Annotated in this window: 8 protein-coding genes; 3 read left to right on the forward strand and 5 right to left on the reverse strand. The window is 61.8% G+C overall.

All coding sequences use genetic code 11. The annotated features are described in order from the left end of the window. Together treS and D3M70_RS15700 are read right to left on the reverse strand one after the other, a co-directional pair. A partial coding sequence (gene treS, locus D3M70_RS15695; protein ID WP_256659865.1) for a maltose alpha-D-glucosyltransferase occupies positions 1 to 2,197 on the reverse strand: 2,197 nt, incomplete at its 3' end. Between the two features lie 16 nt (positions 2,198 to 2,213). Then, complete coding sequence (locus tag D3M70_RS15700; protein ID WP_120126642.1) at positions 2,214 to 4,250, reverse strand: alpha-1,4-glucan--maltose-1-phosphate maltosyltransferase; 2,037 nt, start codon at positions 4,248 to 4,250, stop codon at positions 2,214 to 2,216. Positions 4,251 to 4,570: 320 nt separating this feature from the next. On the opposite strand from D3M70_RS15700, the gene D3M70_RS31995 reads away from it, so the two are divergent. Further along, positions 4,571 to 4,747 (forward strand): hypothetical protein, encoded by a 177-nt coding sequence (locus D3M70_RS31995; RefSeq protein ID WP_165869813.1) that lies wholly within the window; start codon positions 4,571 to 4,573, stop codon positions 4,745 to 4,747. A 54-nt stretch (positions 4,748 to 4,801) separates the two neighbouring features. Here the strand turns inward: D3M70_RS31995 and D3M70_RS15705 are convergent, their stop codons facing one another. Beyond that, entirely contained in the window at positions 4,802 to 5,350 is a 549-nt protein-coding gene (locus D3M70_RS15705; protein WP_120126643.1) for an MgtC/SapB family protein, read from the reverse strand. Positions 5,351 to 5,509: 159 nt separating this feature from the next. Here D3M70_RS15705 and D3M70_RS15710 point away from each other — a divergent pair, with 159 nt between their 5' ends. Together D3M70_RS15710 and mapR are read left to right on the forward strand one after the other, a co-directional pair. Then, positions 5,510 to 5,758 (forward strand): DUF3203 family protein, encoded by a 249-nt coding sequence (locus D3M70_RS15710; RefSeq protein WP_120126644.1) that lies wholly within the window; start codon positions 5,510 to 5,512, stop codon positions 5,756 to 5,758. Positions 5,759 to 5,980: 222 nt separating this feature from the next. Continuing rightward, the gene (gene mapR / locus D3M70_RS15715) at positions 5,981 to 7,432 is read left to right on the forward strand and encodes a GntR family transcriptional regulator MpaR (protein ID WP_120126645.1); all 1,452 of its coding nucleotides are present in this window, start codon (positions 5,981 to 5,983) and stop codon (positions 7,430 to 7,432) included. A 1,561-nt stretch (positions 7,433 to 8,993) separates the two neighbouring features. On the opposite strand, the gene D3M70_RS15720 is transcribed toward mapR, so the two are convergent. Together D3M70_RS15720 and D3M70_RS15725 are read right to left on the reverse strand one after the other, a co-directional pair. Next, on the reverse strand, positions 8,994 to 9,740 hold the full coding sequence (locus tag D3M70_RS15720) for an SDR family oxidoreductase (protein ID WP_120126646.1): 747 nt from the start codon (positions 9,738 to 9,740) through the stop codon (positions 8,994 to 8,996). A 53-nt stretch (positions 9,741 to 9,793) separates the two neighbouring features. Then, complete coding sequence (locus tag D3M70_RS15725; RefSeq protein WP_120126647.1) at positions 9,794 to 11,884, reverse strand: bifunctional diguanylate cyclase/phosphodiesterase; 2,091 nt, start codon at positions 11,882 to 11,884, stop codon at positions 9,794 to 9,796. Positions 11,885 to 11,984: the final 100 nt, after the last annotated feature.

Genomic DNA, 11,984 nt, shown 5'->3' on the forward strand with positions numbered 1-11,984 from the left:
GCGGCGCCAGCTTCGAGGTCTGCTGGAAGCGCAGTTCGCCGTCATTGGTCGGCAGCACGGTCTGGTCCTGCATGCCCTTGATCACGGCGCGAATGAACGGCTCAAGGGTAAACGCGTCGGTGATCAACCCGACCTGACGGCCGCGACGCACGCGGGCCAACGCCAGTTGCTGCGGCAAGGCGCTGCTGAAATCGTCTTCGGCCAGAAAGCCGAACGGCAACTGGTAGCGCGCCACGTCGCCGCCTGCAGTGACTTCGATTTCGCTGAGCAACACAGGGCGCTGGGCCGTGCCGAAGCGTACGGCGTAGGCAATGTGCACGTTGTCGATGGCCGTGCCCTTGCCCGCGAACCAGCGCCGTTTCGGCAGGTACACCGACAGCGAGGTCTGCTCCATGGTCTGGCGCAGGGGTTCGTCCAAGAGTTCTTCCAGGCGCTGCTTAAGCACCAGGGTCGGGAAGTCCGGCATGCTTTCGGCCGGTTCGACGTGCCAGCTGGGCATTTGATTCTCCGCGGCCAGCAAGAACCAGTAGAAGCCGTAAGGCGGCAACGTCAGCAGGTAATTGAGCTGGCCAATAGGTGGAAAGGCGCTGCCGCCGAGCATTTCCACCGGCACCGTACCGGCGTAGTGGGAAAGCTCCAGTTCCGCCGCCTGAGAGGCGGACGACACGTTGGCGACGCACAGAATGATCTCGCTCTTGCCATCGGCCCCGGTGTATTCGCGGGTGTAGGCCAGGATGCGGCGGTTGCTCGGAGACAGCATTTTCAGCGTGCCGCGACCGAAGGCCTTCTGCTGTTTGCGCACAGCGAGCATGCGCCGGGTCCAGTTGAGCAGCGAATGCGGGTCGTGATCCTGAGCCTCGACGTTGACCGACTGATAGCCATAGAGCGGGTCCATGATCGGTGGCAGTACCAGGCTCGCCGGATTGGCGCGGGAGAACCCGCCGTTGCGGTCGATGGACCATTGCATGGGTGTCCGCACGCCGTCGCGGTCGCCCAGATAAATGTTGTCACCCATGCCGATTTCGTCACCGTAATACAGCGTCGGCGTACCTGGCATGGACAACAACATGCTGTTGAGGAGCTCCACGCGGCGGCGGTCGCGTTCCAGCAGCGGCGCCAGTCGGCGACGGATGCCCAGATTGATCCGCGCGCGGCGGTCCGATGCGTAGTAGTTCCACAGATAGTCGCGCTCACGGTCGGTGACCATTTCCAGGGTCAATTCATCGTGGTTGCGCAGGAAAATCGCCCATTGGCAGTTCTCCGGAATTTCCGGGGTCTGGCGCAGGATATCGGTGATCGGAAAGCGGTCTTCCTGCGCGACCGCCATGTACATGCGCGGCATCAGCGGGAAGTGGAACGCCATGTGGCACTCGTCGCCGTCCTTGCCCTTGCGATCGCCGAAGTACAACTGTGTGTCTTCAGGCCACTGATTCGCCTCGGCCAACAGCATGCGGTCGGGGTAGTTGGCGTCGATCTCGGCACGGATCTTCTTCAGAACATCGTGGGTTTCCTGAAGGTTCTCGTTGTTGGTGCCATCGCGTTCGATCAGGTAAGGAATGGCGTCCAGCCGCAGGCCGTCGATGCCCATGTCCAGCCAGTAGCGCATGACTTCGAGCACCGCTTTCATGACCTGCGGATTGTCAAAGTTGAGGTCCGGCTGGTGCGAGTAAAACCGGTGCCAGAAGTACTGGCCGGCGACCGGGTCCCAGGTCCAGTTCGATTTTTCGGTGTCGAGGAAGATGATCCGCGTGCCGTCGTATTTCTGGTCGTCATCGGACCAGACGTAGAAGTCCCGGGCCTTGGAGCCTTTTTTTGCATGCCGGGCGCGTTGAAACCACGGATGCTGGTCGGAGGTGTGATTGATGACCAGCTCAGTGATCACCCGCAAACCGCGCTTGTGCGCTTCGGCGATGAATTTCTTTGCATCGGCCATGGTGCCGTAATCGGTGTGAATACCCCGATAGTCAGCGATGTCGTAGCCATCGTCTCGCCGAGGCGAGGGGTAGAACGGCAGCAGCCAGATGGTGTTCACGCCCAGCTCGGCAATGTAGTCGAGCTTGGCGATCAGGCCAGGGAAGTCGCCGATTCCGTCGTCGTTGGAATCGAAGTACGACTTCACATGCACCTGGTAAATCACCGCATCCTTGTACCAGAGCGGGTCATCGATGAAGGCAGCGTTGCGAGGTTTTTTCGCCATGACCACATCCTTTGAATTATGGGTTTGTGGTTCTGATGCGCCAGATGCCGAAAGGCTGATACGTCGGATCGATGCGCATGAACTGCGTTTTGCCGTACCAGGTCCAGCTGTGCCCGGTCATCAGATCCTCGCCCAGGGTTGCGGCGTCATCCGGCAGGCCCATTTCCCACAGCGGCAGTTCGAAATACGCTTCCTGGGCGTTGTGCGGGTCGAGGCTGACCGCGACCAGCACGAAGTTGCTGCCGTCCGCGCTGCGTTTGCCGAAGTACAGGATGTTGTCGTTCCACGCGTTGTAGATGCGCAGGCCCAGGTGGGTCTGCAACGCCGGGTTCTGCCGACGGATGCGGTTGAGCTGGGCGATCTCGGCAATGATATTGCCCGGCTGGGTGAAGTCCCTGGGACGGATTTCGTACTTCTCCGAATCCAGGTATTCCTCCTTGCCCGGTACCGGCGCCGATTCACACAACTCGAACCCCGAGTACATGCCCCACAACCCCGACCCCATGGTCGCCAAAGCAGCGCGGATCAGGAAACCGGCGCGACCGGAGTCGTGCAGAAAATGCGGGTTGATGTCCGGCGTGTTGACGAAGAAATTGGGCCGGTAGCACTCGCGCCACGGCGACTCATTGAGCTGCGTCAGGTATTCGCTGAGTTCAGCCTTGGTGTTACGCCAAGTGAAATAGGTGTAGCTCTGGGAATAGCCGACCTTGCCCAGACGCGCCATCATCGCCGGCTTGGTGAAGGCCTCGGCGAGGAACATCACCTCCGGATGCTGGGCGCGGATGTCGGCGATCATCCATTGCCAGAACGGCAGTGGTTTGGTGTGCGGGTTGTCGACGCGGAAGATCTTCACGCCCTCCTTCACCCAGCCCAGCACCACGTCCCGCAGCTCCAGCCAGAGACTGGGGATGGCATCCGGGGCGTAGAAATCGACGTTGACGATGTCCTGGTATTTCTTCGGCGGGTTTTCCGCGTAACGGATCGTGCCGTCGGGCCGCCACGAGAACCAGCCCGGATGCTCCTTGAGCCACAAATGGTCTTGCGAGCACTGAATGGCGAAATCCAGGGCGATTTCCAGACCGTGTTCGGCGGCGGCAGCGACCAGATTGCGGAAGTCCTCGCGGGTCCCCAGTTGTGGATGGATCGCGTCGTGGCCGCCGTCCGCGCTGCCAATGGCGTAGGGGCTGCCCGGATCATCCGGCCCTGCCTGCAACGAATTGTTCGGCCCTTTGCGATGGGCACGGCCGATAGGGTGAATCGGCGGGAAATACAGCACGTCGAAGCCCATGTCGCGAATCATCGGCAACCGGCCGTGCACGTCGTTGAACGTGCCGTGGCGGTGCTTGTCGTCGGTGATCGAGCGCGGGAACAACTCGTACCAACTGGCGAACTGCGCCAGCTCGCGCTCCACGTCCAGCGGGAACTCGACACTGCGGCTCAGAAACGCATGATTATCGGCCTTGGCCATGATGGCGGCGGTTTCGCTGTGCAGCAGCAATGCCACCTGCGCTTCGTGTTCAGTGTTCTCCGCCAAACGCTGCAACAGGCTGTCGATCTGCCCGCGCAACTCGTACTGGCTGCGTTCGGAGGCATGCACCAGGTGCAGCCGCCCTTCCTCCAGCTCCAGACCGATGTCGACGCCAGCGGCGTACTTCTTCTCCAGTTCATAGCGATAACTGGCGAACTGATCGATCCAGGCTTCCAGGCGGAACAGGTAGCGGCTGACCGCGGTCGGGATGAATTCACCGGTCCAGCTGTCGTTGCCCAGATCGCGCATCGGCGCCGTGTGCCATTCCTGCTCGTCGGCGGCGCGATAACGGATACGCACCGCCATCTTGTCGTGACCGTCGGCAAACACTTTGCTGGTGACGGTGACCGGCTGGCCAATGATGGCTTTGGCCGCAAGCTGCCCGGCCTCGATCACTGGCTGCGTATCTTCGATGACGATTCGCGGCAGTTGCAGGGCCTGAGTCAGGGATAAAGGCTGGGTTGGGTGTGGAACATCGGTGGCCAGGGAATCAGGGCCGTATGGCTGATCAGCAGTCACATTCATCGAGCATCACTCCTCACGCCCCAGGGACGCTCCTTGTTAAGAGTCCATTGCATCGCGTTTTCATCCATAACCGAATAAGGGCGAACCAGCGGGCAGAACATATCCCGACGTGGCCGCATAGGTTCCGAACGCCTGCGTCGGGGAAAAGTTCAAAGAGCTTGCGCGGCAAAAAATCGATTCATGGGCAGCTTAGTCGCAGGCGGCTCCTCGACCGGAAATTTGCGCTGAATCATTCAAAGCGCCCCGCTGTCGAACCTGCGAGCGCGTTGAAAATACGGTACTCCCGCCTGTTCCAGCCAGCGCTGTAGGAAGGTCAAGCAATGAACATTCCGATTCCCGCAGAAACGCCCGATCCGAATATCGACGACCCCGAACTGCCGGTGCCAAAGCCCGAAGAACCGCCTCCCCCAACAATGCCGCCCGTGATCGAACCTCCCAAGGGCGATCCGCCAAGCTCGGAGCCGCCCGCAATTCTGGGTGAGGATTTCCCCGAGTGACGCGCGGCTTTCGGTGACGCCTGCATGACTTGAACCGGGCACGCTTCGGCGTGCTCAGGGTTGGTGCGAATCCCCACCGTCCCTGCGCTTGGGGTCCTTTTCCTTTTCTTCCTGGGGCGTGTCGAAGCGTTCGACGATCATCGGCATGAGGCTGAAAATACCCAGCGCCAGAATCGTGCTCAGTACGGCGGTCATTTCCCGACCACTGCCCGCTGCAATACCGATGGCAGCCGTCATCCACAATCCAGCCGCCGTTGTCAGCCCCTTCACTTGATGGGTGTTGAGTTTGTCGCCTTTTAGGATGGTGCCTGCGCCGAGAAAGCCGATCCCGGCAACGATGCCCTGCACCACACGGCTCAAGGCCTGATCGTCGGCACCGGCCAGACGCGGCACCAGCACAAACAACGCCGCGCCCATGCACACCAGCATGTGCGTTCGCACCCCGGCCGCCTTGCCCTTGTGCTCACGCTCGAAACCGAGAATCCCGCCGAGTAGCGCGGCGATCACCAGGCGCACGGTGACACGGGTCAGTTGGGAAGCATCGGTGATGTCGGAAAACTCGGCTTGTAGCGTCTCGACGACTTCTTGCCACCAGGCGTTCATGGGCATTCCTTTGACTTTCGCGACAGGCCTCTCTTGGCGGGCCCGCTGAGCAATGGACAGCATCGCTCGCCCGGAGTGCTGCGCCCCTCTGTCGGATGCGAGAAACGATTGGATGGCCATCGCAGTCGTACGTTCACCAGCCCGCGAAGGAGTACGACCATGCCTCTGGAATTCGACAGCAACAACCAGCATTGCTCGGCCGTGGTAGACGGGACCACTTACCGCAGCGCCGTGCCAGACGTGGTGATCACCACCAATGACGCCACGCACATGTCCGAAGCTGACATTGGCGGCAAGAAGGTCCCCATCACCGAGGCCGAGGCAGACGCGTTGACGGTCTACAAGGCCAAGGACCTGCGGCACCACACGATTGGCGTCGAGCCCGGAGAGGATTCGCCGGTCATATAAGGCTCGCCCCTGTAGCAGCCCGGCTTGCCGGCGGTAGCGGTTTTCGAAGACGCCTGCGCCGGCAACTCCCACGGCTACAGAAGCCTGTTCAGCACATCTGATCCGCTCTTTATCGAAAAATCTGCATCTGTACTGAAACGGCCTGGACGCGCATAGTCCGGTCATCCCGGATTCACGGCTGCGCTTGCACCGGAATCTTCAGTCTCTGGTTGCGGGTTCTCAATGAAGCGCTATGAAAAGTTTGCCGACGACATTGCCGAGCTGATCCGCTCCGGCGTGCTGGCCGCCGGGCAGCGCGTGCCGTCGGTGCGTTATGCCAGTCAGACTCACGGGGTCAGCCCGTCGACCGTGTTTCAGGCGTATTACCTGCTCGAACGGCGCGGTCTCATTCGCGCCCGGCCACGTTCCGGCTATTTCGTCAACGATGGCCCGGTGAACGAGACGTTCGCCGCTCAACCTGGGGGGCATGCCCTTGGACTTACCGCAGCGGCGGGTGTGCAGGTCGGCGAGTCCACGGAAGTGGACGTCAGTGAGCTGGTGTTTTCGGTTCTGCAATCGATCAAGGACCCCAACACGGTTCCCTTCGGTTCGGCCTTCCCCAGCGCCGGGCTGTTTCCCCTGCAACGCCTCGCGCGCTCGCTGGCCAGTGCCACACGGGACATGGACCCGAGCATGGTGGTCAGCGACCTGTCCCCCGGCAACCCGACCCTCAGGCGCCAGATCGCCCTGCGCTACATGGTTGCCGGCCAGACGCTGCCGATGGAGGAACTGCTGATCACCAATGGCGCGCTGGAAGCGCTGAATCTGTGTCTGCAGGCCGTCACTGAACCGGGTGATCTGGTGGCCATTGAAGCCCCTGCCTTCTATGCGTGTCTGCAGGTGCTGGAACGCCTGAAGCTCAAGGCCGTGGAAATCCCGGTTCATCCACAGACCGGCATTGACTTGATCGTGCTTGAGCAGACCCTTGAACGCCACCCGATCAAGGCCTGCTGGAGCATGACCAGCTTTCAGAACCCGACCGGCGCCACCGTTGCCGAATCCCGCAAGCGCGAACTGGTCGAGTTGCTGCGCAGGCATCAGGTCCCGCTGATCGAGGACGACGTGTACGCCGAGCTGTATTACGGACAACACGCGCCCAAACCGGCCAAGGCGTTCGACACCGAGGGCCTGGTGTTGCATTGCGGTTCCTTCGCCAAGAGCCTCGCGCCGGGTTACCGGGTGGGCTGGGTCGCTGCCGGTCGCTATGCGCAGAAAGTCGAGCGGCTGAAAATCATGACCTCGCTGTGCGCGTCGATGCCCGCTCAGGCCGCCATCGCCGATTACCTGCAACACGGCGGTTACGATCGCCACCTGCGCAAACTGCGTAACAGCCTGGAAGACCAGTTGCGCGCCATGCTCGGCGCCGTGGCGCGTTACTTTCCGGCACAGACGCGAGTCAGCCAACCGTCCGGGGGCTACTTTTTATGGCTGGAGTTGCCGGAGCAGATCGATTCGCTGAAAGTCTTTCAGGTGGCGCTGGCGCAAGGCATCAGCATCGCCCCCGGCCCCATTTTTTCGCCGACCCGCCGCTTCAAGAACTGCATTCGGCTGAACTACGGAAGCCCGTGGAGTGACACCTCGGAACGGGCAATGGAGACGTTGGGCAAGATCATTCGGTCGATGATGGTAGCGTGATCGGAGAAGAGCCAATACTCAGCGGCTTTTGCCGAGTGCGTAGCCGCTGAGCTTCCCGGCCACCCGCTTCTGCCCGGAGGGCGTGTAGCCTGGCTTGCCAGCGATCTGGCGCGAAGCGGCAGCAAAATCGGCGCACCCGATAAACCGAAGTCACAGGTTTTGCGACTGCTGCGCAGCCGATCGCCGACAAGTCAGGCTCCCACGGCCTCTGGCCAGAATCCCCCCCCTGCCATCAATCCGCGGCTTATGCCCGAAGGGCTGGGGAGCTTGACTGGGATCCGCTTCTGCCCGGAGGGCGTGGGAGCCTGGCTTGCCAGCGATCTGGCGCGAAGCGGCAGCAAAATCGGCGCACCCGATAAACCGAAGTCACAGGTTTTGCGACTGCTGCGCAGCCGATCGCCGACAAGTCAGGCTCCCACGGCCTCTGGCCAGAATCCCCCCCCCCCGCCATCAATCCGCGGCTTATACCGAAGGGCTGGGGAGCTTGACTGGGATCGGCTTCTGCCCGGAGGGCGTGGGAGCCTGGCTTGCCAGCGATCTGGCGCGAAGCGGCAGCAAGATCGGCGCACCCGATAAACCGAAGTCACAGGTTTTGCGACTGCTGCGCAGCCGATCGCCGACAAGTCAGGCTCCCACGGCCTCTGGCCAGAATCCCCCCCCCCCCATCAATCCGCGGCTTATGCCCGAAGGGCTGGGGAGCTTGACTGGGATCCGCTTCTGCCCGGAGGGCGTGGGAGCCTGGCTTGCCAGCGATCTGGCGCGAAGCGGCAGCAAGATCGGCGCACCCGATAAACCGAAGTCACAGGTTTTGCGACTGCTGCGCAGCCGATCGCCGACAAGTCAGGCTCCCACGGCCTCTGGCCAGAATCCCCCCCCTGCCATCAATCCGCGGCTTATGCCCGAAGGGCTGGGGAGCTTGACTGGGATCCGCTTCTGCCCGGAGGGCGTGGGAGCCTGGCTTGCCAGCGATCTGGCGCGAAGCGGCAGCAAGATCGGCGCACCCGATAAACCGAAGTCACAGGTTTTGCGACTGCTGCGCAGCCGATCGCCGACAAGTCAGGCTCCCACGGCCTCTGGCCAGAATCAAAAGCCCCCTGCCATCAACGCGCGGCTTATGCCCGGAGGGCGTAGGAGCTTGACTGCCAACCGCTTCTGCCCGGAGGGCGTGGGAGCCTGGCTTGCCAGCGATCTGGCGCGAAGCGGCAGCAAGATCGGCGCACCCGATAAACCGAAGTCGCGGGTTTTGCGACTGCTGCGCAGCCGATCGCCGACAAGTCAGGCTCCCACGGCCTCTGGCCAGAATCAAAAGCCCCCTGCCGTCAATGCGCGGCTTATACCCGAAGGGCTGGGGAACTCGACTGCGATCGGCTTCTGCCCGGAGGGCGTAGGAGCCTGGCTTGCCAGCGATCTGGCGCGAAGCGGCAGCAAAATCGGCGCACCCGATAAACCGAAGTCGCGGGTTTTGCGACTGGTGCGCAGCCGATCGCCGACAAGTCAGGCTCCCACGGCCTTTGGCCCGATTCTAAAGCGCTCCACTCAGGATCAGGACGGTAACCGCCAGTCAGCGGCCTCCCCCCAGATCAATGAACGTGCCGGTCGAATACGACGCCTTGTCCGACAGCAACCACAGGATCGCTTCGGCCACTTCATCGGCCAAGCCGCCGCGGCCCATGGGGATGGTCGGTTCGAGTTTGCTGACCCGCTGTGCATCGCCACTCAAGGCGTGGAACTCGGTGAAGATGTAGCCGGGACGCACGGCATTGACCCGCACGTTCTCCCCCGCCACTTCCTTGGCCAGGCCAATGGTGAAGGTGTCCAGCGCGCCCTTGGACGCGGCGTAGTCCACGTATTCACCGGGCGAGCCCAGACGCGCCGCCACCGATGACACGTTGACGATGCTGCCGCCATGCCCGCCGTGGCGTGGCAGCATACGCAACAGCGCATGTTTGCTGCACAGCATCGGCCCGACGACATTGCTCATCATGATCTTGAGCATACGGAATTCCGACATGTTCTCGACCCGCGAGGTCTCGCCCACGGTGCCGGCGTTGTTGACCAGCGCGGTCAGCCGCCCCAGTTCGGAGTCAATCCGGGAGAACAGGCGGATGATCTCGTCCTCGTTGCTCACGTCCGCCTGAATTGCGATGGCATGTCCGCCCGCCTCGCGAATCTGCCCGCAGACGCGCTCGGCGGCCGCATGGTCAGACAGATAATTGATGCAGACGCGATAACCCTGCGATGCCGCCAGAACTGCCGTGGCCGCACCAATACCTCTGGAGCCGCCAGTGATGAGGAGGTTTTTTTCCATGGATGTGTCCGAATCAATCTGAGCTTTTTTAATGTTGTGCAAAGCATGAAACGTCAAAGTGTGTTCGCAGAAACGCGCTTGTGTGCCGCGCTAATATCCGCCATGAAGCGGTCCGCTGGCAATGGATGCCCCAGCAGATAGCCCTGCAACGAATCGCAGCCCAGACGGGTCAGGAAATTCTGTTGGCTGCTGGTCTCCACGCCCTCGGCCACGATCCGCAGATTCAACGCCTGGCCGAGCGCGACGATGGCCGACACGATGGCTGCATCGTCGCTGTCATGTTCAAGATCACGAACGAAACCGCGGTCGATCTTCAGCTCGTTTGCCGGCAGGCGCTTGAGGTACATCAGGCTCGAATACCCGGTTCCGAAATCGTCGATGGACAGGTCCACGCCCATGTCTGACAGCTGCTGCAGCACGGTCATGCTGGCGTCAGCATCGCTCATCGCGGTGGTTTCGGTGATCTCGAGGGTCAGACAGTTGGCCGGCAGGCCATGCGCCGCCAGCGATTGCGCGACGGTCTTCACCAGACCGGCGTGACAGAATTGCAATGCCGACAGATTCACCGCGATCCGCCAATGGCTGTAACCCGCCTCATACCAGACACGCATCTGGCGACAGGCTTCATTGAGCACCCATTCACCGATGTTGATGATCAGACCGGTCTTTTCCGCCAGGCCAATGAACTTGTCCGGCATCAGCAGCCCGTGCTCCGGGTGATTCCAGCGGACCAGCGCTTCGGCGCCCACCGGCTCACCGGAACTGGCAGAGAACTTAGGCTGGTAATGCAGGCAGAACTGTCCTTCGCGCAGCCCGGTGCGCAGGTCCTGCAACAGTTGCAATTGGTTGCGCGCGTTGGTGTTCATCGACGCATCGAAAAAGCTGTAGCCGTTTTTGCCAGCGCTCTTGGCGTGGTACATCGCGGCGTCGGCGTTCATCAGCAGTTCCTGCTGGGTGCGGCCGTTGCCGGGGTACAGACTGATGCCGATGCTCACTGTCACCTGAAGGTCGTGATCCTGCACGGTGAACGGCTTGCCCACCAGCGCCACCTGGCGCGAGGCCACGGTGGTCGCATCGTCGATTTCTTCCAGCTCGACGAGCAACACGAATTCGTCGCCGCCGATCCGCGCCAGGGTGTCATGACGGTGAAAGTTGTCGCGCATGCGCATCGCCACTTCACGCAGCAACTGATCGCCGACGTGATGCCCGAACGCATCGTTGACCGGCTTGAAGCCGTCCAGGTCCATGAACATCAGGGCAAACAGACCGCCTTGGGAATCGACCTTGCGCATGGCCTGTTCGATGCGGTCGGCCAGCAGAATCCGGTTGGGCAGCCCGGTCAGGGTGTCGTGCAGTGCCAGTTGGGTCAGCTCGCGGTTGGCTTCACTCAAGGATTGCGCCAGTTGTGCGGTGCGGGCTTCCAGGCGGGCGTCGAGAATAGACGTGAGCAAAGTGATGGTGAGCACCGCCAGACTGGTGACCAACACCAGTTTGTCCAGGCCATCGGTGCGCAGGCCGGTCACGGCTGCACCGCAGAAACTGCCTTCGGGGAAATTCGCGGCGGCCATGCCGGTGTAATGCATGCCGACAATCGCGAATCCCATGATCACCGCAGCCCCGCCACGGGCCAGGTGAACGTAAGGGGTTTGCTTGCGCAGGCGCAGGGCTATGCACAGGGCGGCGGCCGATGCGCTGACCGCAATGACCAGCGACAGGCCGAACAGTGTGGGGTCGTAATCGATGCCCGGCTGCATGCGCAGCGCCGCCATGCCGGTGTAGTGCATGGTGCTGATGCCGGTGCCCATGGCGAGCGCACCGAACAAAATATGCAGCAACGGCACATGTGTGTGACTCACCAGCCACAACGCAAACCCCGACGACAGAACCGCCACCAGCAATGAGAGCAGGGTCAGGCCCAGGTCGAAACCCAGGTCGATGGGCAGTTTGAACGCCAGCATGCCGATGAAGTGCATGGACCAGATGCCGATGCCCATGGACAAGGCGCCGCCACAAATCCACATGGCCATCGCCCGGCCTCTGGAACTGGCGATGCGTCCCGAAAGATCGAGCGCGGTATAGGACGCCAGAATGGCCACCAGTACAGAAACCAGGACCAGCGACAACGTGTAGTGTCCAATCAGCATGGGGCGCGACTCATGACTCAAGCAGATAAGGCCAGAAGGCCCAGGAATACGGCGGCGATTGTACCGATTTCCACATGAAAGTCGCGTCAGCCCGTCGTAA

The sequence above is a fragment of the Pseudomonas sp. LS-2 genome, from assembly GCF_003605735.1.
GTDB lineage: Bacteria > Pseudomonadota > Gammaproteobacteria > Pseudomonadales > Pseudomonadaceae > Aquipseudomonas.